This is a genomic window from Pontibacillus chungwhensis BH030062, from assembly GCF_000770675.1.
Classification (GTDB): domain Bacteria; phylum Bacillota; class Bacilli; order Bacillales; family BH030062; genus Pontibacillus; species Pontibacillus chungwhensis.
This window is the reverse complement of record NZ_AVBG01000003.1, coordinates 305,590-331,398: the sequence shown is the minus strand read 5'-3', so window position 1 is coordinate 331,398 and position 25,809 is coordinate 305,590. Positions and strand designations below refer to the sequence as shown.

The window sequence follows — 25,809 nt, the reverse complement described above, 5'->3', positions numbered from 1 at the left end:
CCCTTGAATTCCTCCGCTTTAATGATGTAAAGTATAGACGCGTGCCAGACACCCTTCACTGATCTAAAGCATTGACGCGTGTCTGGCACGCTTTCGTACGGTAAAGTGTAAGAGAGGAAGATAAGAAGTAGTGAAGCGATTGTTTATTGTGGTTATTCTTGTAATGATTGATTTAGTAATCAAGCGGTGGATGGATGCCCGGATGGATCTTGATGAAGTGATTCAGGTGATTCCTGGATGGTTGGAATGGAATCTTCTTTATAACGAAGGGATTACAGGGGGATGGCTCAGTTCGGTTTCATGGGTCATTATTCCGCTCCAAAGCGTTATCTTAAGTTGGATCTTTCTTTGGTGGACTATTCCTGTTGATTCAAAGAGGAACCTCCGAGACCTGGCCTTTATATTGGTTTTAAGTGGAGGCCTTGGGAATTTTATCGACAGACTATTCCTGGGTCACGTTATTGACTTTATTCACATTGAGGGACGTTCAGGGATATTTAATATAGCTGATTTATATATTTTGTTTGGTTTCATTGCTCTTGCGATTTGGACTTATACTGCTAAAGAAGAACCTCAGTATTCTTAAAAGATACATAGGAAAGGGTTCTAAAGCTGAAAAGATCCGCCTCCTGATTTGGAGGCGGATCTTTTTTATGATTTATAATAACAACCTATTATTTTCCACTTAATACATGGTAGTAAACGCCTTTTATACATGAGTGGGCTTAGAAATGTTTACCTAAGATTTTACGAGGGAATGGGAAAGAAGAATCAACACTTTAGCACGATAAAGTAAATAATTGTAAAAGGATGATGACATGAACAGTAATGAATACCTGATGAAGGACCTAGTCAATGGAAGCGTTTGGGGTCCTGAATCCCAGGTCATTTCCTCTGTTACCTATGATTCGCGTGAAATTAGTGAGCACGATGCATTTGTGTGTATTACCGGTGAGCATCACAATGGGCACCTTTATATAGAGCAAGCTATAGAGAACGGAGCCACAACAATTATTGGTACAGAATCTGAATCACTTCGTACATATTCAAAAGAGTTTCCAAGAGTTAGTTTTATCCTTGTTGAAGATAGTCGACTAGCGTTGGCACACGTTTCTTCCGTAGTATTTGGAACGCCATCAGAGTCATTGTATACCATTGGTGTAACAGGAACGAATGGAAAGACCACTGTCTCTACCTTTATTCATTCTCTCCTCAACGATTTATCCTGCCGTACAGGGTGTCTTGGGACAGCTGGAATATGGGATGAGGAACGAAAGACTGACTTTAAACAAACGGTCCCTACGACACCTGAAGCCCCAGATATTCATCGTGTCTTAGATTATTTCAAACAACGTGATTTGAAAGCGGCTGTTATCGAATCGACTTCCATTGCCATAGAGCAGAAACGTTTGGCTGGAATTAATTTTAATGTAGCAGTTCATACGAATTTAACACCTGAACACTTAGAGTTTCACGGCACAATGGAAGCCTACAAAGAAGCTAAGTTGAAGTTGTTTGATCAGGCGAATAGGGCGGTTGTCAATCTGGACGACCCTGTCATGTCACCTGACATTATCAAACGGTTTGACGGTTCTCTAATGACATATGGGGTGCACGAATCAGCCGACTTTCGCGCTTCAAACATCCGAACGACTATAGAAGGAACATCGTTTACCCTTATTTTCGATGATCTTCATTACCGTGTCGATGCACCGATCTTTGGTGAATACAACGTCTCTAACTTGTTGGCGGCAGTTGCGACTTGTTATCAGATGGGATATTCGTTGAATGAAATCCTATCTGTCGTTTGGGGGATTACTTGTCCTGAAGGGCGGTACCAGCTAGTCGATAATGAAGCCCCCTTCCAAATTGTACTCGATTACGCCCATACCCCAGACGCATTGGCAACGGTCTTGAGTACGGTTAAGCAAGTTCCGCATAACAGACTGATTGTCATGATTACAGGAGTTGGACTCAGGGATCCTAAGAAGCGCCCGCAAATGGCTGAAGTAGCTGAAGGAATTGGCGATGAGATCGTGGTGAGCGTGGATCAGCCTGGACATGCCGATCGTCAAGAAGTCGTGAACGATGTGTTAAAAGGATTTAAGCAACCAAATTCTCCTCACATCCATTCCAAGTTACACCGTGAGGATGCGATCCATTACGCTTTTGATATAGCACAGCCAGGTGACCTTGTCCTCCTCACAGGGATCGGATTTGGAGGCTATCAAATTATAGGGGATGAGCGCGTTCCTTATTCTGAAATGGATGTTGTAGATGCATACTTTGACCAAGACTTTCGCTTTCGTAAGACGGTTTGAGAATAAGAGTTTATACGAAGTACTAGAAGGCAGGATATTATAAGAATAAGTCTAAGAGGCACACTCCTCATTATGGGAAATGGTGTCTCTTTTTTGTATTTATAAAGATGTTCTTTTATACAAGTTTTAATTTATATGTATTTACTTCTCTACCTTTTAACCAAAGCCCTGTAAAGTCTGTTACTCTACAACTGCTTCTTCGACGGAAAGGATCTTGTACAAATCATTTAAATGTTCTTCGCTCAACTTGTAAAAAACCGTTCCATGCTTCAAGTACCCTCCATTTTTAGAATGGGAAATGTATATGCCTCTTTGTTTGTTCCTGAATTCAATTTCTAATACAGGTATTCCGGTTTCAATTTCCGAATCCATGTAGCTCTCTTCGGATTTCGCAACTTTTAGCCATTCCCTATATTCATTTTCTGTATTGTCATCGTCTATCACGAAATCACTATTTTCCCCTTCGCCACCATACCGTTTCATTTTCATCACATCCACCACATTTACTTGAATTTCTGAATTGGTTAGATAATCATTAGAACACCCAGATGCAATGAACATAAATAGGAATACCAATGAAAGTAAAGGTATATTTCTCATAAAGCATCTCCTCTGTAACATTTCTCTAAATTTTACCAAAATACTCCCTTGTTCAAAAACACTTTTTCTTTATCACTTAAACCTTTCATTATCTAGCAAAAAAAAACGAAAACCTCTTAATCTGCAGAAGGTTTCGTTCTTTTATAATCTAAATGTCCAGAAAACCAGGTTACGTGCTTTTTGGAAGAAGCAGCTAAGAAGTATTTTTTATGCGCGCGGGTATGCTATTCACGGAACTGTAAGCGATTGCGGTGTAGAAAAAGGGTTTGAAATCTTATTCGGATGGTGGTATTTTGTTTAAATGTGATTTTAATAATAGATTCATAAAAGATCATCAGAAGTAGAGAGAGGGAAGAACATCATGAGCAACATACTTTGGGGATTAGGTGGTATGCTTACCATCTTCTTAATTGCAATTTTATTTTCAACAAACCGAAAGGCGATTAATTGGAGAACCGTAGCTGGCGGGCTAGCGATTCAAATTACATTCGCCTTTCTTGTATTTGTAACAACTTGGGGACAGAATATATTACAGTATATGTCCCAAAGTGTCAATAACTTAATTGGCTATACAACAGAGGGAATTGAATTCTTGTACGGCCCCCTCATTAATCATGAGAATATGGGGATGATGTTTGCGTTTCAAGTACTTCCAACCATCATCTTCTTTAGTTCACTGATTGCCGTCTTATATCATTTAGGCATTATGCAAAAGATCATCATGTTGATTGGTGGTCTGTTATCGAAAGTGTTAGGTACGACAAAAGTCGAAAGTATTAACGCGGCGGGGAATATTTTCGTTGGGCAAACAGAGGCGCCACTTCTCATTCGTCCATTTATCTCCCGTATTACAAAATCTGAGCTTTTCGCTGTCATGACAGGTGGTTTCACCTCTATTGCCGGTTCAACACTAGTTGGGTATACGCTTTTAGGTATTGAAGTAGAGTATCTTCTAGCTGCATCCTTCATGGCTGCTCCAGCAGCGCTAGTGCTCGCGAAGCTATTTGTGCCAGAGGTAGAGCCTCATCATGAAGTGATTGAAGATGTCGCTCCTGAAGAAAGTGACACGACGAATGTCTTTGACGCGATTGCGGGTGGTGCTGTTACAGGGCTTAAATTAGCTGTGAATATTGGTGCGATCTTGCTATCATTTATTGCTTTATTAGCTCTACTAAATGGCATCATTGGCTGGGTTGGAAACTTATTTGATGTAGCGATTACACTAGAGAAGCTACTCGGCTACTTGCTTGCGCCACTCGCGTTTGTCATCGGTGTCCCATGGGACGAAGCCGTTCGTTCTGCTAGTTTCATTGGCCAAAAGATCGTAACAAACGAATTTGTTGCCTTCTCAAGCCTCGGAGAAGTCAAAGGGGAGCTAAGTGAAAAAGCTGAGATTGTCACAACCTTCGCGCTTACAGGATTCGGTAGTCTGTCCGGTATCGGAGTGCAGATTGGTGCCTTAGGCGGCATGGCCCCTGATCGTCGTAAAGACGTAGCGAACTTAGGCTTACGTGCGGTAATTGCTGCAACGCTTGCAAACTTGCTATCTGCTAGTATTGCTGGGATGTTTTTATTTTAATAATAGATGTATTAGGTGCCACTCGTATAAGCGAGTGGCACTTTTTTTTATTAATATGGAACGTTTTACCTTTTGCTCTCGTATGAATGACTACAAGATTGGAAAAGTTACGGAAACTATAACAAGCTAAAAACGAGACCAGGTTTAATAGAGGAGGACTAGCTTTTGAAAATATTGAAGAAAGTAAATATCATTTTAGCGATTATATCTCTTAGTCTTGTTATCTATCATTTTTTTATTGAAAAAATCCATGCACCTGACTATGCTTTATTCTTCTATTTATCGGTAGTCTTTTTACTAAATGGAATTGAATTAACAAAAGAAGGTAATAAAGGTTGGGCGGGATATGTACAGTTTGTAGCGGCGTTGGTTTGTTCTGTTGCGGCTATATCAGATTTGCTTTAAATATCTACTCGAGATGATATTGAATTAGAGGAGCAATTTAAAGGGAGGAAGTAAGTATGAATCAGTTATCAAAAAGGTTCGAAGATTTCGCAGAACAAGAATGTGACGGATCTAGTCCGCTTTATGCACATCTATCACGCCAGGTCTCACAAGATGAGAGGGTATTAGAGCTCGCCTCACATGCCAGCGAAGGCCAACCGGTACCAAACCTATTATTCGGTGCGGTTCATTATTTGTTGTTTAAAGGAAAGGAACACGAGTTGAAACACTTTTACCCTAGCATCGTTGAGAACCCGAATCCCGTAGAGAATGTGTATCCGTTGTTTCACCAGTTTTGTTCTGAGAATCATCAAGCGATCATTGAAATCCTAAAAGGGAGACGGGTTCAAACAAATGAAGTAAGACGGTGTGCTTATTTGTATCCGGTATTTTGTGAGATTTACAAGCGTGCGGCTACTCCTTTATCCATTATTGAAATTGGTACGAGTGCTGGTCTTCAATTGCTCTTTGATGAGTATGCCTACTCTTATGGGGATGGAGAATGGGTGGGGAGTGAGGATGCAAAAGTTCATCTTACTGCAGAAGTGCGAGACGGTAGTAAGCCTTTTGTTTTCAAAACAAGCCCTCCTGTCGTTTCAAAAGTAGGCATTGATGTGAACCTTAGTGATATAACAAAAGAAGATGAGCGCTTATGGCTGAAAGCCCTTATATGGCCAGAACACGAGGAACGCAGAAGACTGTTTGAAGGAGCTGCGCAGCAACTGAACGAAAATCCGCCACCTATGATAGAAGGAGACGGGATTACTTTGATTACAGAAAAAGCTCGTATGGCTCCTTTGAACAGTGCGCTTTGTATCTACCATACGCACGTAGCCAATCAGCTTCCTGAGACTAAAAAGGCTGAATTACTTAAACGAATTCGAGAGATCGGAGCTGACCGTGATGTCTTCCATATTTACAATAATATGAACGATCGAAGACTTCATTTAGATTCGATTCGAAGCGGTGTGGAAACACATGAAGTGATTGGGGAGACGGATGGTCATGGCAGGTGGTTTGACTGGAGGATAGGGTGAGTAGTGGCGTCCGGACGAACGCCCGAAGCGACAGGATAAGCGGCAAAAGTGTCAGGAAGCCCGCGCCTGGTGTCCGGACGAGCGCCCGAAGCGTCCAGACAAGGGCCAAAAGTGTCAGGAAGCCCGCGCCTGGCGTCTGGACGAGCGCCCGAAGCGACGGGATAAGCGGCAAAAGTGACGAGACGCTCCAGCCAAGCGTCCGGACGAGCGCCCGAAGCGACAGGATAAGCGGCAAAAGTGACGGGACGCCCGCGCCTGGTGTCCGGACGAGCGCCCGAAGCGTCCAGACAAGCGGCAAAAGTGACGAGACGCCCGCGCCTGGCGTCCGGACGAACGCCCGAAGCGTCCAGACAAGCGGCAAAAGTGTCAGGACGCCCTGGCCAAGCGTCTGGACGGGCGGGCGAAGCGACAGGACAAGGGCCGAAAGTGTCGGGACGCCCCGACCAAGCGTCTGGACGAACGCCCGAAGTGTCCAGACAAGGGCCGAAAGTGTCAGGACGCCCTGCCCAGCGTCTAGACGAACGCCTAAGCGTCCAGACAAGCGCCAAAAGTGTCGAGACGCCCTGGCCAAGCGTCCAGACGAACACCCGAAGTGTCCAGACAAGGGCCGAAAGTGTCAGGACGCCCTGCCCAGCGTCTAGACGAGCGCCCGAAGCGTCTAGAAAAGCGCCAAAAGTGACGAGACACCCCGGCCAAGAGTCCAGACGAACGCCCGAAGCGTCCAGACAAGCGGCAAAAGTGACGGGACGCCCGCGCCAGGCGCCCAGACGAGCGCCCGAAGCGTCCAGACAAGCGGCAAAAGTGTCGAGACGCTCCAGCCAAGCGTCCAGACGCACCCCCAAAAGCATCAGAACACCCCAAAAACAAAAAAAGCGCAAACTGCCTCCAATAAAGACAATTCACGCTTTCCCACATAATCCTTATGAAGTTGCTAATGCATTCGGTCGCTTAATAAAGAACGACAACACCAATCCAACAATAGCGGAAATACCAGCAACAATGAAGGAGACGTTTACCCCATGAACGAGACCCTCAACCCCATTACCTGGTCGGGCTGCTGTACTCATTACAGTTACAAGGAGAGCCGTACCAACAGCACCAGAGACTTGGCGCATTGTGTTATTCATGGCCGTTCCGTGCGAGATAAGGTGTTCAGGTAGTTGGTTAATTCCAGCTGTTGTCACCGGCATCATGACCATCGCTACACTAAGCATGCGGAACGCATTCACAATCGTCAGATACAAGAACGAAGTCTGCGCGGTCAAGTTTGTGAACATAAACGTTGTCACAACGAGAATGATTAAGCCAATAATCGCAAGCCACTTCGCACCGAATTTATCGAACAAGCGACCTGTAATCGGGTTACTAAAGCCCATAATAAGAGCGCCTGGTAACAACATTAAGCCAGACTCAAATGCGGTAAAGCCAAGCATGTTTTGCATATATAAAGGCAGAACGGTGGATGCGCCAATCATGGCGATAAACACAACCATGCCTAAGACGGTTGTTAACGTAAAGGTTTTGTAGCTAAAGACTTTAAATTCTAAAATGGGCTCGCGCAAACGTCCTTGACGAAGGATGAACCACGTTAGGGATAAGGCGCCCACTATAATAGAAAGATAGACTTGATCACTACTCCATCCTTCAGAGCCAGCTACACTAAAGCCGTAAAGAATGCCTCCGAATCCGATCGTGGACAGGATAATGGATAAGATATCGAGTTTCGGGAATGTTTGTTTTGTTACATTTTTAAGAATAAAGTACGCAATAATAAAGTCCAAAATGACAATCGGTAAGATGACATAGAATAAGCTTCTCCATGGGAATTGATCGACTAGGTAACCGGATAGTGTCGGGCCAATCGCTGGAGCGAATGAAATGACGAGACCGAACATTCCCATTGCGGCACCGCGTTTTTCAATGGGGAAGATCATAAACAAAATCGTCTGCATAAGCGGCATAATGATACCGGCACCAGATGCCTGTAGTATGCGCCCCACCATTAAGAGTGGGAAATTAGGGGCAATGGCGCAAACGAGGGTTCCAAGTGCGAAGAGCCCCATAGCTGTTAAAAACAATCCCCTGGTTGTGAAGCGCCCAATTAAAAAGGCGGTGATCGGTATCATTACGCCGTTTACGAGCATAAAGATCGTCGTTAGCCACTGAGCGGTGCTGGCTTCTAGATTCAGATCTGCCATGATATTTGGCAGGGCGGTTGCGAGTAGAGTTTGGTTTAGGATCGCCGCAAATGCGCCTGATAAAAGTACAATAATAAGGGGGACTTTATTAATCGGTTCTTCTTTTTGTGTTGTGTCTTGTGTGTTAACCACAATGTTCCCTTCTTTCTTTTTCTTAGTGTTTCGGTGAAGTCTTCTAATGAAGTCCTGTTTGAATGATGTTCATTTCTTTCTTGTACTTCGACATCGCCTCGTCAATCGTGTAGTCATTTGAGAGGCACTGCACCAGGTTATGGAACGTAATCGCAATAACAATTTCGAAGACGTGGTAGAGCTGTTCTGTGTTCTTAATGTTCAGGCCTTCCATGTCTACGAGTTCGCTCACTTGTGTGAATCTAGAATCATCTGATCCCTTTCGAATGTACCTGGTCACTTCTTTTTCGATCTTATAGTTTTTATTCAACAGAACGTTTCGAAGATAGTTGTTCTGGCCTTCTTCTTGAGAATGTTTTAACGCTGAGTGGAATAGGTCGGCCATGGCTTTAAATATGTTGCCTTCGTGATCCTTCAAGCGTTGCAAAAAGTTCTCGTGTTGGTCTTTCGCGTGTTCATTCAATAAGTAAAAGAACGCATCTTCTTTATCGTCAAAATACTGATAGAAGCTCCCTCTAGGGATGCATGCTTTCTTAAGAATATTGGATATCGATGCTTCATATAGAGAAACGCGGGAGAATTCTTCTTTAGCCGCTTCAATGAGCTTTTCTCTTTTCTCTTCCTTCAGGTTATAGAACGTTGCTTTGGGCATTCTTTTCCTCCTTGTACTCACATATGACACTGTGTCATATGACGACCTGATCTACTATATATGACAGGGTGTCATACGTCAACAAAAATGCAAATGAAAACACGAGGCACATGGCCTCGTGTTTTTTAGCTGTTTTGTAGCTTTTTCTTTTTGCGTGCTTTTTCTTTCTCAATTTGCTTACTGCGAAGTTGACCACAAGCTGCGTCAATGTCTGTTCCGTGTTCTGTACGGACACCACATTTAATGCCGCGATCCATAAGGGTTTGATAGAACGTAAGAATGGCTTCTTTCTCACTTCGATCATATGGGTGGTCGGCAACTGGGTTATAAGGAATTAAGTTCACGTAAGATAAGTGACGTTTATCCTTTAATAAGTTAGCCAGTTGTTCTGCTTCTTCTTTATGGTCATTGACGTCTTTCAGTAAGATATACTCGAACGTAATACGTCGGTTCGTTTTCTCTAGATAGTAGTCAATGGCTGGCATAAGTTTCTCTAGTGGGTACGCTTTGTTGATCTTCATAATCTTAGAGCGAAGATCGTTGTTCGGTGCGTGAATGGATAACGCCAGATTCACTTGAATGCCTTCGTCTGCGAAGTCGTACATCTTCGGTGCAATTCCGCTTGTGGAGACGGTAATGTGACGAGCTCCGATGGAAAGACCTTTTTGATCGTTTACAACTCTTAAGAAGTCCATTAAGTTATCGTAGTTATCAAATGGTTCACCAATACCCATAACGACAATGTGGCTCACGCGCTCATCTTTACCCTGAGTGTCCAAGTGGTGTTGAACCTGCATGATCTGTTCCACAATCTCACCGCTTGTAAGGTCGCGGCTCTTGCTTAAAATTCCGCTTGCGCAGAACGAGCAGCCAATATTACAACCAACCTGCGTCGTAACACAAACAGATAGGCCGTAGTTAAAGCGCATAAGAACCGTTTCAATTACGTTACCGTCAGCTAGTTTAAATAGAAACTTAATGGTGCCGTCTTGTGATTCTTGTTTGATCTCTTCTGTTAACGTTCCGAGTGTGAAGTGAGATTCTAACAAATCAATCAAAGACTGGTTGACGTTTTTCATTTGAGAAAAGTCCGTTACACGTTTCTGATATAGCCAGTCCCATACTTGTTTCGCACGGAACTTCTTCTCACCATGTTCCAGAATCCAATCCGTCAGTTGGTCAAACGTTAATCCGTAAATGGATTGCTTCATATATAGTTAACTCCTTTTAAAAAAATCGCTATTCCTATAGTAGTCCATTTGAGGGTAGTAAACAACCAGCAAGCGAACTATCATAATTTTGAGTCAATTGTGTTCTTATTTTTATTTTACCAAATGTCTTAGGTTTCAAAACTCTATTATCTCACAGAATTTGAGAAACAGAAACATTATACATGTAGATAGGGAATTTGTCTAACGAGTGCAGGTCTATGTTTCACGCACTTATTATTGAGGTACCTTACCACTAGGATTGAAAATCATACAACAATCACACTAATCTACTTGATCGTAAAAAGGGTGAAGACAATGTATAAACGAATATTACTAGCAACAGATGGATCTGAACATTCTGTGCGCTCCACAAAGCATGCGGCAGCCTTAGCCAAACAGTTTGGTGGAACAGTTGAGATCGTCTATGTGGTGGACGGAAACAAATCAAAAGAAGACGTTCTTCATAATATGAGCGAATATGAAATTGAACTAAAGCGTAAAGAAAAGACAAGGTCGGTTCAAGAGGTTTTAGAACAAGAAGGCATTTCCTTTAAAACTCACATCCTACACGGTGAACCAGGCCCAACCATTGTAGAGCACGCAAACGAGAACGACTACGATTGCGTCGTGATCGGCAGCCGAGGTCACAATGCCCTGCAAGAAATGATTCTTGGCAGCGTCAGCCACAAAGTGGTGAAGCGAGTGGATGCGCCTGTAATGGTGATTAAATAAGAACGTAACGTAAAGAAGTCATCCCATATGAAGGATGACTTTTTTACGTGTGAACTCATAAGAAAAATAAGTGAGTATCCTCCGAGGTCAACCGGGGGAATTTTATTCATGTAGTTCTGTAATTTCTCCACCAATGGCTTCTCCGTAAGACACATCATTTAAGGTGTACACAGTGAACCGCCATTTGTAGCCTACGTAAGCAGCAGGTTGTGTCGTAATTCTGACCACTTCTTCATCTGAGTATCGATGATCAAGAGTTTGTTGCAGCTGTTGCTTCGAGTAGGCTTTCCACCCGAGTAAAAGGCAAAGAATCATCAGACCGCTTACGACCCATTTCCACCCGTAAAGCTTTTGCGAGAGAGAGAAGAGGGTGAGCAATACTAAGCCTCCGAGAAGCCAAAGGTCTCTTTTAATAAGAGGGTACTCTAAATTATGTTCGTTTATAGGATAGAAAAGATGAGCCCCGTTTCCCAAATAATCAATCCCGATCCCTGCAATAAGTAATAGTAGCGCGATGCCAATCCATCTTCTGAAAAAAGTAAAAGGCAAGAGCTTGTATGTTAAGAGTGCTAAAGCAAGACTTGTGAATGGAAGTAAAAGTAGAGAGTGAGTAGACACATTGCCTATTAACTTCGGCACATCTATAATCATCACGAGTCCGCCACCAAGGAAAATGGTTCCGATTCTTCTAGCGTACGACATGGTGTGTCGGTAAAAGAATAAATGAGTCAGGATCATAGCTGTTAAGATATGTAGCAATGAAGAAGGAATATGGTTCAATAAGATCTCGGTCATAGTGTCACTCGCGTTCTTTTTGGTATAGTGTATCTTTAGGACTTTACCTTTTTTTTAGCAAATTAAACCATAAAGGTGTGACTTGACCAAATAATTAGAGCGATATACAATTTAACTACCGAACGTTAGGTAGTATTGGAGGTTTGAAAGTGAGTAAAGATAAAATTCTATCAGAAGCGTTAACCTTATTTGCTTCTAGAGGTTATGAAGGAACAGCACTCTCAGAGTTAGCGGAGCGAGTAGGGATGAAAAAGGCATCAATCTATTCCCATTTCAAAAATAAGGAAGAGATTTTCTGGGCTGTCATTGATCGCGCTTACCAAGATGAAATTGATAAGTTTTCAAAAGGAATGAAAGAGGTTCAACAACTCAGTTTCCGTGAGCGGCTTCATTTTATGATAGATCAGCACGTGCATTTTTATAAAGAAAATGATGTAAATGCTACGTTGTGGAGAAGGATGACCTTGTTTCCACCCGAAGCGTTTCGAGAAGGGTTAAAAGCGAAATTACTAGAGTATGAGCAACAATTTAACGCATTATTAGAAACAGAACTGCAAGTAGCCATTGAGGAGAAGGAAATCAGTGACATTGATCTTGATACCGGACTTGCGATGATCTTATGCATCGTGGATGGATTGTTTGTAGAGTACAGTTATTATGATGAGAACGAATTTAACGAACGGGTCGAAGCAGTCAAAAAAATGACGTGGCGTTCGTTCGCTCCTAAAGTAGAGGAGGGGTAAGTATGGCTTGGACGTATATACTTATAGCCGGAGTAATAGAAGTTGTATGGGTCTTTACGATGAAACTTTCAGAAGGGTTTACTCAAATGGTTCCGAGCCTGATTACAATTGTATTAATTGTGGTCAGCTTCTTTTTGATATCTAAAGCTATGCGATTCATATCAGTCGGGACAGCATATGCCGTGTTTACAGGGATCGGGACTGTTGGGGCGGTACTAATTGAGTTTATTACAGAGCCTCAGTTGATTAGTGTTTTAAAAGTCTTTTTTATTCTGTTTCTTATAACAGGAATTATAGGACTTAAAGTGACCGAAAAAGAGGATCCAGAAGCAAGTGAGGTGAACCACTAATGGCATGGATTCAATTAATTTTTGCAGGTATAGCAGAAGTGTCCGGGGTTACTTTCTTGAAGCTTGCGGACGGATTTAAGAATAAAGGCTATGTGTTCCTGATGTTAGTTGCTGGCATCATTAACTTTTATTTATTATCAAAAGCGATCGAGACGCTACCGATCGGAACAGCATATGCAATTTGGACAGGAATCGGGTCTGTTGGAACGGTACTAATTGGCATGATTTTCTTTCGTGAATCGAGAGAGTGGATAAGACTTCTATTTATCACGATGATTGTCGTTGGAATTGTTGGTTTGAAGGTGACAACGTCATAATCATGTAAAGTTCTCACAAATATGAATGCGTGAGGGAACACAAAACGTAAAAGATGTATTACAATAGTCACTTGGAATACACAGATAAAAGGAGACGACATCATGGACGAAACAAAACAAAACGAGCGCTATGAGTTTCTGGCCAATGATCCGAACTTTAAAGTTATGCCCGTGATGGTTACGCTAATCATCGGGGCGTTTTTTGCGATATTAAATGAAACGTTACTGAACATTGCCCTGACAACGCTCATGGACCGTTTTTCCGTAAATGAACCGACCGTTCAATGGATGGCGACAGGATTCATGCTTGTAATGGGAATTATGACGCCCATTTCGGCACTATTAATTCAATCTTTCACAACAAGAAAAATGTTTATAGGGACCATGACGATCTTCACGATTGGTACTGCCATTTGCGCAATAGCTCCAACATTTCCCATCCTACTTGGAGGGCGCATATTACAAGCAGTCGGCACAGGTGTGCTAATTCCGATTATCTTTAACACATTCCTATTAATCTTCCCCCCGGAACGACGCGGTGCGGTGATGGGAACAGTCGGCCTTGTCATTATGTTCGCACCAGCGATTGGCCCGACACTATCAGGGATCATCGTTGAACACTTAGGATGGAGATATTTATTCATATCTGTCATCCCGTTCTCGTTGTTCTCAATCGCGTTTGCTCTTAAATTCTTGCGAAACGTAGGAGAAGTGACGAAACCAAAACTTGATATCCTATCCATTGTCTTTTCGACAATAGGTTTCGGCGGTATCGTGTTAGGCTTTAGTCTAGCAGGCGAAGGAGATGCAGGCTTCCTTGCTCCGAAGGTTTATCTTTCTATTATTGTTGGCGTTATTTCTCTGATCGTGTTCACATTCCGTCAGCTGAAGTTAGAGGAACCAATCTTAGACGTGCGCGTATTCCGTTATCCGATGTTCACTCTCGGACTAACAATGTTTGTCATCATTATGGTGTCTATGTTTTCATCAGAAATTATCCTGCCTATGTATATGCAAGGAGCACTTGGACTACAGGCAGCTACCGCTGGACTTATTTTGCTCCCAGGTGCCTTGCTGAACGGCTTAATGTCACCGATTATGGGGAAGCTGTTTGATAAATATGGCCCGCGAAAACTGATGATCCCAGCGACAGTTGTATTAAGTGGAACGATGTTTGCTTACAGCCGCATCGGTCTTGATACACCCATTCCTTACATTGTCGTGTGTTATTTATTATTGATGTTATCCGTATCGGCTATTATGATGCCAGCCCAAACTAATGGACTAAACCAGTTACCAAAGCACCTATATCCACATGGAACAGCCATTATGAACACACTTCAACCCGTATCAGGCGCAATTGGAATCTCGGTCTTTATCGGAATCATGACATCCCGTAAAAATGCATATCTAGAAAATGCCGCGAACCCGACTAACGCAAGTACCCAAGCAGAAGCACTCGTATCAGGTGTTGAGTTGGTGTACTGGGTTGTCTTCTTCTTTGCTATTGCAGCATTTATCGTTACGTTATTTGTAAAACGCGCTACTCCTGAGCAAGAAGTTGCAACTGATGTGCAGGCAGAAGCGAAATAATTGAATAGATGTTGAAGCAGTTCCGTTTAGGGTGTGTATGCTCTAAGGGGAACTGCTTTTTTTTGTGGAACGGGAGATTAGTGAATCATGGTGGACGGCTCGAGTGGGTGGGGGAGGAATGGCTCAGACTGGGGCGCAGTGGCTCAAGTTGGGGCGCGGCGGCTCAAGTGAGGGAAGAACGGCTCAAGTAACTCCGCTGATGGCTCAAGTAGGAGGTGAACCGGCTCAAGTAAAGAAAAATTCGGCTCAAGAAGCGAAAAAAACAGCTCAAGTAAGGGCTTAACGGCTCAAGTAAAGCCAAAACGGCCCAAGTCTCGCCGCCGACGGCTCAAGTTGGGCGGACACCGGCTCAAGCTCCACACTCCTGCCCAGCCGCTGAACAGTCCCCGCCACCACTACCCGCCACTCACCACCCAACGCTGGCCTCAAATCAGATCGGACCTCCAACCTGATCCTATAAAGTAAGACATACACGTACCATTCAAAAACAGCTTCACATCATCTATAAGTCTAAACTCCCACGATCAACAAAAAAGTCTAAATCGTGACAAATAGAAAAAAGCCCAAAAAATTTTCAGAAAATGGGTTGCTTTTAGAAGAGGACGATGGTTATAATACAAGTAACGAAAGCGCTTTCGAAAGTAAGAGGTGGACCTTATGGTTACAATCTATGATATTGCAAAGAAGACAGGTTTTTCAGTAACAACTGTCTCAAAAGTATTAAACAATTATTCAGATGTAAGTGAAAAGACGAAGAAAGCGATTAAAGCTGCAGTGGAGGAAATGGATTATTTACCAAATTCTCATGCGAGAACGTTAACGACTAAAAAATCTTGGACGATTGGTGTAGTGTTCATCGAATCGTTAGGGATCGGAGTAAAACATCCGTTCTTTAATGCAGTAATTGAAAGTTTCAGGCAAGAGGTAGAAATAGAAGGTTACGATCTTCTGTTTGTATCAAGAAACATTAGTAATCAGAAGAAAAGTTACTTAGATCATTTTAGGTATCGAGGTGTCGATGGTGTTGTCATTGTTTGTTCCACATATGATGACGAACAGGTGAAGGAATTGATTGAAGATCCGATTCCGACGGTTGTCATTGATATGAGTAGTGACCAGTCGAGTGTCGTTTATTCTGATAACTATGAAGGTAGTCGACTTGCGGTTGACCATTTGCAGTCGCTAGGGCATACTCGAATCGCTCATATAGCTGGCCATGAATCAACTTTTGCAGGGGAGCAACGTAAGAAAGGGTTCTATCAAGCTATGAAAGCATTAAATCTTGAAGTACCTGATGAGTACGTTGTGAATGGGGATTACTTTTCAATAGAAGGCGGCGCTAGAGCTATGAAGTCGTTGCTTGAATTGGAAAAGCGACCAACTGCTGTATATGCAGCAGGAGACAGCTTGGCCATGGGCGCCATAAATGCCATTAACGAGCAAGGGTTGCGGGTTCCGGAGGATCTATCAGTAGTTGGTTATGATGATATCGAACTTGCTCAGTATATCCATCCAGCCTTAACTACTATTCGTCAACAAACCGATCTAATAGGTCAAGAATCTGCCAAACTATTATTAAAGCAAATTGATTGCAAAGAGAGTTACGTAGCATGTACCCAGGTTCCGGTAGAATTAATCATTCGTAAGAGTACGGGTCCTGTTGCATAAGCAAGGGAGGCTTTTAATGAAATCATTAAAGGCTCTTCTAAAAAGAAACGAAAGCGGTTTCGTGTAGAAATGATCTTATATTTTTTTAGCCTTTTCGAAAGCGGTTTCGCGAGCAAGTGGTATTATATTTTTTTAGTCATCCCGAAACCGGTTTCGCGCACTTGTTAGGAGAAGGTCATTGTACCTTTTTAATAAAATCTTTATAGGGGGTAGTAAGATGAAAAAGAGGTTGAGTTGGTCTTTATTGTTGACGTTAATATTGGGAGTTGGCCTACTTGCTGGGTGTTCTGATTCTGGTTCTGCATCAGGTGATGGAGATGAAGCAGATGACGATGTGCTGAAAGTATGGTCGTTCACAGATGAATTGAAAGAGCCGATCAAGACGTTTGAAGAAAAGAATGGCGTAAAAGTTGAATTAACGATTGTTCCGATTGCGGACTATCCTACAAAGCTTAAGCCAGTTTTAGAAAGCGGAGTTGGAGCACCGGATGTTTTCACAGGTGAGGTTGCATTCTTGAAGCAGTGGACAGATCGCGATTACTGGGAAAACTTATCTCAAGAGCCTTACAATGCGGATGAGTTGGAAGGTGACTACATTGACTATGTATACGATTTAGGGAAAGATTCTGAAGGTAATGTGAAAGCGTTATCTTGGCAAACAACACCAGGTGGTATTTTCTACAAACGTAGCATCGCAAAAGAAGTGCTAGGTACAGATGATCCAGATCAGTTAGGTGAAATGATGTCTTCATGGGATGGACTTTTTGAAGTTGGCGAGCAGTTAAAAGCTGAAGGTTACCGCTTGTTCCCTGATGAAGGTGCGATTCGTTGGTTTGCAAAAGGTGAAGATCCACAGCCTTGGGTAAATGAAGATGATGAATTGATTATGACAGACGCGAAACTGAACTACTTTGATCACGCGAAGAAATTAAGAGAGAAAGACTATACAGCATTTGCACCAGAATGGTCTCCTTCTTGGAATGCTTCTATGAGTGGTCCGATTGCTTATAACGGCGGCTGGGAAGAAGTAGATGAAGATGCAGCAGCAAGCGACAAGACAGAGGTATTCTCTTACGCACTACCAACTTGGGGTCTTCACAGTGTGTTGAAGCCTAATGCTGAAGACACTTCAGGTGACTGGGGCGTAACAACTGGTCCAGTACCTTATTTCTGGGGTGGAACTTGGATTGGTATCTATAGCGGATCTGAAAAGAAAGATCTAGCTTGGGACTTCGTACAAATGATGACGCATGATGAAGAATTCTTAACTGATTGGGCGAAAGAAACAGGTGACGTTCTATCTTACAAACCTGTTAACGAGAAAATCAAAGACGAATTCAGCGAGCCTTTCCTAAATGGACAAAACAACTACACGTTCTTCCTAGATCAAGCGAAAAAGATCGAGCCAGGCATCGTAACGAAGTATGATCAGCAAATTGATACACTTCTTGGAGCTCAGGTACTTGAGTATGTTGATGGTAAGAAGACGAAAGAAGAAGCGATTGAAGAATTCTACAAGCAAGTGAAAAATGCTTATCCGGAAATTAAGACACCATAAAGAGCAATGATAGAAGAGGTAGTCCGGTCTCCCGAGTGGACTGCGACTACCTCTATTCTATTTAAGGCACTTATGTAGATAGTCTGATAGAGAGAGGGATACCAATGAAGAAGTTAAACCACAAAGGGTATTATTTTATCGCACCATTTTTCGCGATCTTTCTCGTTTTTAATATCTATCCTGTTTTGCTGACCTTTTATTACACATTTACGAGGTATGAAGGGTATGGAAAGCCGGAGTTCATTGGACTCGAGAACTATACAAGAATCTTAACTGATGGCTACTTTTTAGAAGCCTTTATCAATACTTGGAAAATCTGGGGATTAAACTTTGCGTTGCAACTTGGAATCGCGTTGTTCCTTGCAGCCCTGTTCTCTGATTTACGCTATCGCATTAAAGGGATCGGATTTTTCCGAGCCGTATTTTACTTACCTAACTTGATTACGATCAGTTCAGTAGCGATTCTATTTAACATAATGCTTGATTGGCAGCATGGTTCGATCAATATGTTCTTAATGAAAATTGGTCTTATCTCTGATCCTATTAATTGGTTGAACGAACCGGCAACAGCTCAAATTTCTGTAGCGCTGATCTTAACGTGGATGTGGTTTGGTTACACCTTTATCGTTCTTATGGCCGGAGTATCAGGGATTCCTGGTGAACTCTATGAAGCGGCTTTAATTGACGGAGCGAACAGGTGGCAGACTTTTGTACACATTACATTGCCTTTACTTAAACCGATTATGCTTTATGTCATGATTACATCACTTATCGGTGGTTTACAGTTGTTTGATCTGCCGATGTTAATAACAGATGGTCTCGGGGCACCTGAAGGGTCCTTGAACACAATGGTTCTTTATCTATATAACCAAGCATTCCGCTATAACAACTACGGATATGCAGCAACCATTGCATATGCATTGTTCCTGATCACTGTAATATTCTCTGTAGTTACATTCCGATCCATGTATCGAACTAACGCGAAGAAAGAGGGGTAACGAGATGAAAACTGAGAAAAAGTCATTAAACGTGCCCGTTAACAAACAAGGGTTGAAGAAGAAAAGAAGTTTCTCCAGAAAGGCGATTTACACACTGTTGATCTTACTAACGATCATCAGCATCGTTCCTTTCTATATGATGATCATCAACGCAACACGTGAAAACCAAGCCATTCTGGGTGGATTCTCATTCCTTCCTGGAAGTGCTCTTATTGAGAACTACCGCACCATGATGGATTATGTGAACATTTGGAACGGATTTAAGAACAGCTTAATTGTTTCAGTGTCCGTTACGGTTCTAAGTGGTTATTTCTCAGCTTTAACGGCATTTGGATTTGCAGTCTATGAATTTAAAGGAAAGAATCTACTATTTATCTTCATGCTTCTTATGATGATGGTACCTGGACAGCTAGGGTTAATCGGTTTCTATGAGTTAAACAATGCGATTGGAACACTTGATACGTACATCCCGCTAATTGTACCAGCTATTGCAAGTCCATTTGTGGTGTTCTTCCTTCGTCAGTATTTATCTACGACGCTTCACCCTTCTTTACTTGAAGCAGCTCGTATGGACGGAGCAGGGGAATTAAAAATCTTCCACACTGTGGCGTTACCAATTATGATGCCAGCGGTTGCGACGATGTCGATCTTTACATTTATCGGTTCTTGGAACAACTACATCGTTCCATTGGTTGTCTTATTCTCACCAGAGAAGTATACGCTTCCGGTTTTAATGGGGTTCTTAAAAGGATCACAAGTAGCTACAAACTTAGGTTCTATGTATTTAGGGATTGCGATTTCTGTTGTACCAATCATGATCGCGTTTCTATTCTTCTCTAAATATATCATTAGTAGTATTTCAGCAGGATCAATTAAAGGATAAAGAAGAGGGGTTACAATATGCAGCGATTTAAAGAAGATTTCATTTTCGGAACAGCGACATCTTCCTACCAAATTGAAGGAGCCGCATCAGTTGGGGGTCGTACTCCTTCGATTTGGGATACATTCTCCATGACACCAGGTAAGGTTCACAACGGAGATACAGGAGAAGTTGCATGTGATCACTATCACCGTTTTGAAGAAGATATTGAAATTATAAAAAGTCTTGGCGTAGATTCGTATCGGTTTTCAATTGCGTGGCCACGAATTTTTCCTCATGAAGGTCAATATAATCCTGAGGGAATGGCGTTTTACAAACGTTTGGCTACTCGATTAAAAGAAGAAGGCATTCGCCCTTTCGTTACGCTTTACCACTGGGACCTCCCTCAATGGGCGTATGAAAAAGGCGGCTTCACTAATCGTGAAAGTATTAATTGGTTCTTAGAATATGCTGAGAAATGTTTTGAAGAATTAGACGATGTAGTCGATATGTGGATTACTCATAATGAGCCGTGGTGTGTAGCGATGCTAGGTTACTATGAAGGCGTTCATGCACCAGGTCATCAGAACTTACAAGAGTCCTTACAAGTTGCGCATCACCTTCTACTGTCTCACGGAAAAGCGGTTGAGCTGTATAAAGAGACGTTGCAAATGCAGAAACCGATTGGTATTACACTAAATATGTCACCGGTTTACCCGGCTAGCGTGGAAACTCAAGATTACACAGCAGCTCAAGCCTATGATGGTTATTTGAATCGCTGGTTTATAGATCCTGTTTTCAAAGGAAGCTATCCGGAAGACATGAAGACGTTATATGGCAACAACGGCTGTGAGTTTGAATTCATTAAAGAAGGCGATTTGAAATCGATTTCAATACCATGTGATTTCTTTGGCATCAACTTCTACAATCGTGCTCTGATCGAAGCGTCTAGTGAAAATCCTTTAACATTCCAGCCGGCTCCATCTGATTATGAAAAAACAGGAATGGGTTGGGACATTTCGCCAAATGAATTTAAAGAACTGATTTACCGGGTTCGTGAAGAATACACAACATTGCCGATTTTCATCACAGAAAATGGAGCTGCATTCGATGATGTGCTAGAGCCAGATGGATCTGTTCACGACGAGGGACGTAAAGGATACGTCGAACAACACCTGACAGCCGTTGCAGACCTGAATGAAGAAGGCATGAATATTAAAGGATACTACTTATGGTCACTTCTTGATAATTTCGAGTGGGCATTCGGATACGATAAGCGATTTGGCATCACATATGTCGATTTTGAAACACAAAACCGTTACGTCAAAGATAGCGCCAAACGCTACACGGATATTGTGAGATCAAGAACCATATAAGGAGGAGAAACATGTCAAAGGTTCGAGCTATTTTAACATCTAAAGATACTGAAGATAGATTAACTGAAATAGAATCTCTCCCTCTCGTTGATTTCAACGAGAAGGGGGATCTTACTGTTCAAACGGATGAAAAGTATCAAAAGATTCTCGGTTTCGGGGGAGCCTTCACAGAAGCAGCAGCCTACACATTAAGTCAAATCTCTCCAGAAAAACGGGATGAAGTCATCAAAAACTACTTCCACCCAGAAGAAGGGCTAGGGTATACGATTGGAAGAGTGGCGATCCATAGCTGTGATTTCGCTCTTGGGAACTATACGTATGTGGAAGAGGGAGACGAAGAACTTACTACATTTTCAATCGAACGAGAGCACAAATGGGTCCTTCCTCTTGTTAAGGATGCAATGAAGGAAAAGGGTGGAGAAATCAGCCTGCTCGCTTCTCCTTGGAGTCCTCCGGCATGGATGAAGAGTAACGGAGAGATGAATAACGGCGGAAAGCTTTTGCCACAGTACAGAGATGCGTGGGCGAAGTATTACGCGAAGTTTGTTCATGCATTCCGCGAAGCTGGAGTTGATATTTGGGGATTATCCGTTCAAAACGAACCAGCAGCAGTCCAGGTATGGGACTCTTGTATTTATTCAGCCGAAGAAGAACGTGATTTCATTAAAAATCACCTCGGACCAACCCTTGTAAGTGTAGGATTAGAAGATTTGAAACTTGTTATTTGGGATCATAATCGCGATATTATGGTCGAGAGAGCTTCCACGATATTAGAAGACCCTGAAGCTGCTAAGTATGTATGGGGCACTGGATTCCATTGGTACGTAAGTGAAGCGTTTGAAAATGTTGGGGAAGTGCACAACCGATTCCCAGATAAGCATTTATTGTTTACAGAAGGATGCCAGGAAGGTGGCGTGAAGCTTGGAGAATGGTTTACAGGTGAACGCTATGGCCGCAATATGATTGGTGATCTTAACAATTGGACAGAAGGATATATCGATTGGAATATGGTCTTAAATGAAGAAGGAGGACCAAACCATGTAGGGAATCTGTGTGATGCTCCGATTATCGCTGATACGAAAACAGGTGAGGTTCATTATAACAGTTCCTTCTATTATATTGGTCACTTTAGTAAGTACATACGTCCTGGAGCTATAAGGGTGGGGCTTGAAATGAGCCATGAATCACTACAGTCTACAGCTTTCTTAAATGAGGATGGTTCGCTCGTAATGGTTGTGATGAATGAATCCGATAAGGGTGAGGAATTTACGGTCAATCGGGGACATGAAGGCTTCCATGGGGAACTTCCGCCTCATGCCATCGCGACGTACGTTTGGGAACAAGATGCACAGTAAAGGAGAGGTTTTCATGGAGAGTATGATGGAAGGGGTAACATATGGCTTTGATGAGTTGAATCGATTCGAAGTCGCTCAATATGATAAAGCAAAGCCTTTTTCAAGCTTTTTACCTGGCATAGCAGGTTTGGACGGAATCCCGATGTGGGCTTTTTATGTGAACAGGGGACAGGGGATCTGTAGCTTTGGTATACAGGATAAGGATACCCCAATTATGGAGTTCTCACCAGCCTCCATTGCTTACAAAAATGTTACAAATACAGGGTTTCGTACGTTTATCAAGTGTGATGGCGAGGTTTATGAACCGTTCTCCCCGAGAGCAGGGGTGGACACTGTCGAGCGCAAAATGACTGTCGAAGCGAATGAGCTTCAGATCCAGGAAATTCATAACGGGCATGGGATTCAAGTGAATGTTGTTTACTTTACAATGCCTGGCGAGGATTTTGCCGCTCTAGTACGACGTGTAGAGATTGTGAATTTGCGAACTGAGAAGCGAGACATTGAGGTCATTGATGGCTTGCCTGAAATTCTTCCATACGGGGTTACGAACGCTGCTTATAAAGAAGTAGGAAATCTGACGCGCAGTTGGATGGAAGTCTTTAACCTGGAGAGTCGAATCCCTTATTATAAAGTTCGGGCGAGTATGGAAGACGTTGCAGAAGTACGTGAGGTAGAGGGAGGGCACTTTTATCTATCATTCTCGGATGATGAGGTCGTGTTGCCTCCTATTATAGATGCGAATGTAATCTTTGGAAGCGAGCAGTCCTTGCAATTCCCGGAACGATTCCTGACGCATAATATTGATGAACTTCTAGGTACCGTACAGCGTGCGACCAATAAAGTTCCATGTGGTTTCTCAGCTGTGAAGAAAACGCTAGATCAGGGGGGGACATTACCTCTTAACACCTTAATTGGACACGTATCAGATTCTCAGAAGATTCATAGAAAACGAGATACGCTTACACAAACACAATTTATCAATCAGAAACAACAAGAAGCCAGACAACTTGCGGAAGATTTAACAAGTACGATTCAAACGAAGACGTCGTCTCCGATATTCGACCAGTACTGCCGCCAAAGTTACCTTGATAATGTCCTTCGGGGCGGCTTACCTCTAGTTTTAGATAATGGAGGAGAGGGCTTCATTTATCATGTATATTCAAGAAAGCATGGAGATCTGGAAAGGGATTATAACTTCTTCAAGCTAGCTCCTGAGTACTACTCTCAAGGTAATGGAAACTTTAGGGATATGAATCAGAATCGCCGTAACGACCTCTACTTCAACCCGAAAGTCGGTTCGTTTAATGTTCGGATGTTTATGAACTTTATCCAAGCAGATGGGTATAACCCTTTGTTAGTAGAAGGATGCCAATTTGAGGTGGGTAGTGAAGATAAAGCTGAAATCATCAAAGCAACAGGTGTAAATAAGCAAAAAGAGTTGGATGGATTGTTAGATCAACCTTTCACTCCTGGGAAGTTAATGACATTCTTAAAAGACGAGGCGGTTACGCTGAAGCAAGATGCGGAAGACGCGTTTGCTTTAGTTCTCGGTCATGCTGAACAAAGAATGGAAGCAAGTTTCGGTGAAGGATACTGGGTAGACCACTGGACGTATAACATGGATCTGATTGATAATTATTTATCGATTTATCCAGATCAAGTAAACACCCTGCTGTTTGACGAAGAGCGTTATCGATTCTTCGATAGTCCAGTTCGTATTTCCCCTAGAAAAGAGAAGTATGTGTTAACGCCAAAGGGTGTACGACAATACGGGGCTGTTCATGAGGATGAGGAGAAGGAAACGCGATTAGGCATTAATCGAAATGACACCAACTGGTTAAGAACGAATCATGGCTCAGGCGATATTTATGAAACAACGTTAATCGTTAAGCTCGCATCATTAGCCCTTAATAAATTCTCTCTATTAGATGCTGAGGGGATGGGCGTTGAGATGGAGGCGAATAAACCAGGATGGAATGATGCATTAAACGGATTACCTGGTCTGGTAGGTTCCGGTATGAGTGAAACATTTGAACTGAAAAGACTCCTTACTTTCCTCGTTTCTTCATTGAAACGTGTTGAAGAAGGAATACGCATTCCTGTAGAGATGCATTCACTTCTGCATGGAGTGTACGAAAATGTGCGCCTGTGGGAGGATAAAGAGATAACGGACATCCAATATTGGGACCGGGTTGCTTCTCTGCGTGAGGAATACCGAGAGTCTGTCCATTTCGGAATTGATGGTCAGGAAGAAACTGTAGACCATCAGCATCTCCTTACAGCTTTTACCCATTTCTTAAATAAAGTTGAAAGAGGGATTGAAAAGGCTAAGAGCTTCGGTGAAGGTCTTTATCCAACTTACTTCTATTATGAAGCTGCTGATTATGAGGTGATTGACGGAAGTAAGGGGCAAGATGGTTATGATCGTGTAGATGTGAAGCGGTGGGAAACACACGTATTGCCTGCATTTCTTGAAGGGCCTGCACGTGCCATGAAAGTGATGAACGATGCAGAAGACCTCCACAGTCTCGTTCGTCAGAGTGATCTCTATGATCAAGACATTCATATGTTTAAAACCTCAGTGAGTTTAGAAGGGCAATCGAATGAAATTGGCCGAATCAAAGCTTTCACTCCAGGGTGGCTAGAACGCGAATCTGTTTTCCTTCATATGTCGTATAAATATTTGCTATCTTTACTGAAAGCAGGTCTGTACGATAAATTTTATGAAGAAATGCATGATAGCTTAGTGCCTTTCTTAGATCCTGCCATTTATGGAAGAAGCACACTCGAGAATTCTTCTTTCATTGCAAGTTCCGTCAATCCTGATCCTACCTTGCATGGTCAAGGATTTGTAGCCAGGTTAAGCGGATCAACGGCTGAATTCTTAAGTATGTGGAAATACATGATGATGGGGAAAGGTCCTTTCATTATGAAAGAAGGCGAATTATGTTTAGCGCTCTCTCCAATACTTCAGGGTGAGTTGTTTACAGAAGATGGTGAAGTATCGTTTACGTTCTTAGGTCATACGAAAGTGACCTATATCAATCCTGAGCGAAAAGATACATTTGGGGATGACAGAGTAACCATCAAGCAAAGTGTCATTAGTTATCAGGATGGTGAACGTGTAACCCTTCAAGGACCAGATATTGAGGGATCGCATGCTAAAGCGATAAGAGAAGGGAAAGCCACTTCGATTACGGTCTACCTTGCATAACGTTAAGTAAAGAAAGAGCTCTTTATGAGCTCTTTTTTTTGATTTATCTGAAACTTATTGGTGCTAACGTCGTATAT

At 42.5% G+C, this 25,809-nt stretch carries 23 protein-coding genes; 18 read left to right on the top strand and 5 right to left on the bottom strand.

Going from position 1 to position 25,809, the window contains the following annotated elements; translation table 11 throughout:
• Window positions 1-130: 130 nt before the first annotated feature.
• Window positions 131-586 (top strand): signal peptidase II, encoded by a 456-nt coding sequence (gene lspA / locus N780_RS06360; RefSeq protein WP_036781512.1) that lies wholly within the window; start codon window positions 131-133, stop codon window positions 584-586.
• 232 nt (window positions 587-818) lie between these two features.
• Window positions 819-2,321, top strand: coding sequence for a UDP-N-acetylmuramoyl-L-alanyl-D-glutamate--2,6-diaminopimelate ligase (locus tag N780_RS06355; protein ID WP_036781511.1), 1,503 nt, complete (start codon window positions 819-821; stop codon window positions 2,319-2,321).
• A 180-nt stretch (window positions 2,322-2,501) separates the two neighbouring features.
• Here the strand turns inward: N780_RS06355 and N780_RS06350 are convergent, their stop codons facing one another.
• Window positions 2,502-2,921 carry a hypothetical protein gene (locus N780_RS06350; protein ID WP_036781510.1) on the bottom strand — a complete coding sequence of 140 codons (420 nt, stop codon included), beginning with the start codon at window positions 2,919-2,921 and terminating at the stop codon, window positions 2,502-2,504.
• 361 nt (window positions 2,922-3,282) lie between these two features.
• On the opposite strand from N780_RS06350, the gene N780_RS06345 reads away from it, so the two are divergent.
• The 3 genes from N780_RS06345 to N780_RS06335 all read left to right on the top strand — a co-directional run bounded on the left by N780_RS06345 (window position 3,283) and on the right by N780_RS06335 (window position 5,981).
• Complete coding sequence (locus N780_RS06345; RefSeq protein ID WP_036781508.1) at window positions 3,283-4,500, top strand: NupC/NupG family nucleoside CNT transporter; 1,218 nt, start codon at window positions 3,283-3,285, stop codon at window positions 4,498-4,500.
• Between the two features lie 165 nt (window positions 4,501-4,665).
• A complete protein-coding gene (locus N780_RS06340; protein WP_036781506.1) occupies window positions 4,666-4,905 on the top strand; it encodes a hypothetical protein in 240 nt (79 codons plus the stop codon).
• Between the two features lie 56 nt (window positions 4,906-4,961).
• On the top strand, window positions 4,962-5,981 hold the full coding sequence (locus N780_RS06335; protein ID WP_036781503.1) for a DUF2332 domain-containing protein: 1,020 nt from the start codon (window positions 4,962-4,964) through the stop codon (window positions 5,979-5,981).
• Between the two features lie 920 nt (window positions 5,982-6,901).
• Here N780_RS06335 and N780_RS06325 read toward each other — a convergent pair.
• From N780_RS06325 to rlmN, 3 genes are all read right to left on the bottom strand, one after another.
• On the bottom strand, window positions 6,902-8,311 hold the full coding sequence (locus tag N780_RS06325; RefSeq protein ID WP_036781499.1) for an MDR family MFS transporter: 1,410 nt from the start codon (window positions 8,309-8,311) through the stop codon (window positions 6,902-6,904).
• Between the two features lie 43 nt (window positions 8,312-8,354).
• Window positions 8,355-8,963 carry a TetR/AcrR family transcriptional regulator gene (locus N780_RS06320; RefSeq protein WP_036781496.1) on the bottom strand — a complete coding sequence of 203 codons (609 nt, stop codon included), beginning with the start codon at window positions 8,961-8,963 and terminating at the stop codon, window positions 8,355-8,357.
• A gap of 125 nt (window positions 8,964-9,088) precedes the next feature.
• The gene (rlmN, locus tag N780_RS06315; RefSeq protein WP_036781494.1) at window positions 9,089-10,174 is read right to left on the bottom strand and encodes a dual-specificity RNA methyltransferase RlmN; all 1,086 of its coding nucleotides are present in this window, start codon (window positions 10,172-10,174) and stop codon (window positions 9,089-9,091) included.
• Between the two features lie 315 nt (window positions 10,175-10,489).
• Here rlmN and N780_RS06310 point away from each other — a divergent pair, with 315 nt between their 5' ends.
• On the top strand, window positions 10,490-10,906 hold the full coding sequence (locus tag N780_RS06310) for a universal stress protein (protein ID WP_036781491.1): 417 nt from the start codon (window positions 10,490-10,492) through the stop codon (window positions 10,904-10,906).
• Window positions 10,907-11,008: 102 nt separating this feature from the next.
• On the opposite strand, the gene N780_RS06305 is transcribed toward N780_RS06310, so the two are convergent.
• Entirely contained in the window at window positions 11,009-11,701 is a 693-nt protein-coding gene (locus N780_RS06305) for a hypothetical protein (RefSeq protein WP_156969093.1), read from the bottom strand.
• A gap of 149 nt (window positions 11,702-11,850) precedes the next feature.
• Between N780_RS06305 and N780_RS06300 the strand changes: the two genes are divergently transcribed.
• The 12 genes from N780_RS06300 (at window position 11,851) to N780_RS06245 (ending at window position 25,732) form a co-directional block, all read left to right on the top strand.
• A complete protein-coding gene (locus N780_RS06300) occupies window positions 11,851-12,444 on the top strand; it encodes a TetR/AcrR family transcriptional regulator (protein ID WP_036781487.1) in 594 nt (197 codons plus the stop codon).
• Window positions 12,445-12,446: 2 nt separating this feature from the next.
• Window positions 12,447-12,794, top strand: coding sequence for a DMT family transporter (locus N780_RS06295; RefSeq protein ID WP_036781484.1), 348 nt, complete (start codon window positions 12,447-12,449; stop codon window positions 12,792-12,794).
• Window positions 12,794-13,111, top strand: coding sequence for a DMT family transporter (locus N780_RS06290; protein WP_036781482.1), 318 nt, complete (start codon window positions 12,794-12,796; stop codon window positions 13,109-13,111). The genes N780_RS06295 and N780_RS06290 overlap by 1 nt, the downstream gene beginning before the upstream one ends.
• 102 nt (window positions 13,112-13,213) lie before the next feature.
• On the top strand, window positions 13,214-14,704 hold the full coding sequence (locus tag N780_RS06285; RefSeq protein WP_052114914.1) for an MDR family MFS transporter: 1,491 nt from the start codon (window positions 13,214-13,216) through the stop codon (window positions 14,702-14,704).
• Between the two features lie 118 nt (window positions 14,705-14,822).
• The gene (locus N780_RS06280; protein ID WP_198135834.1) at window positions 14,823-14,987 is read left to right on the top strand and encodes a hypothetical protein; all 165 of its coding nucleotides are present in this window, start codon (window positions 14,823-14,825) and stop codon (window positions 14,985-14,987) included.
• 374 nt (window positions 14,988-15,361) lie between these two features.
• On the top strand, window positions 15,362-16,372 hold the full coding sequence (locus N780_RS06275; RefSeq protein WP_036781477.1) for a LacI family DNA-binding transcriptional regulator: 1,011 nt from the start codon (window positions 15,362-15,364) through the stop codon (window positions 16,370-16,372).
• A 217-nt stretch (window positions 16,373-16,589) separates the two neighbouring features.
• The gene (locus N780_RS06270) at window positions 16,590-17,930 is read left to right on the top strand and encodes an ABC transporter substrate-binding protein (protein ID WP_036781475.1); all 1,341 of its coding nucleotides are present in this window, start codon (window positions 16,590-16,592) and stop codon (window positions 17,928-17,930) included.
• Between the two features lie 104 nt (window positions 17,931-18,034).
• Window positions 18,035-18,928 (top strand): carbohydrate ABC transporter permease, encoded by an 894-nt coding sequence (locus N780_RS06265; protein WP_036781472.1) that lies wholly within the window; start codon window positions 18,035-18,037, stop codon window positions 18,926-18,928.
• Window positions 18,929-18,932: 4 nt separating this feature from the next.
• Window positions 18,933-19,811, top strand: coding sequence for a carbohydrate ABC transporter permease (locus N780_RS06260; RefSeq protein ID WP_084599379.1), 879 nt, complete (start codon window positions 18,933-18,935; stop codon window positions 19,809-19,811).
• A gap of 17 nt (window positions 19,812-19,828) precedes the next feature.
• Window positions 19,829-21,163, top strand: a complete 1,335-nt coding sequence (locus N780_RS06255; RefSeq protein WP_036781471.1) for a GH1 family beta-glucosidase — start codon at window positions 19,829-19,831, stop codon at window positions 21,161-21,163.
• A gap of 11 nt (window positions 21,164-21,174) precedes the next feature.
• Window positions 21,175-22,518: a glycoside hydrolase family 30 protein gene (locus tag N780_RS06250; RefSeq protein ID WP_036781469.1), complete on the top strand. Its 1,344-nt coding sequence runs from the start codon at window positions 21,175-21,177 to the stop codon at window positions 22,516-22,518.
• Between the two features lie 13 nt (window positions 22,519-22,531).
• Complete coding sequence (locus N780_RS06245; RefSeq protein ID WP_332307806.1) at window positions 22,532-25,732, top strand: cellobiose phosphorylase; 3,201 nt, start codon at window positions 22,532-22,534, stop codon at window positions 25,730-25,732.
• Window positions 25,733-25,809 lie beyond the last annotated feature (77 nt).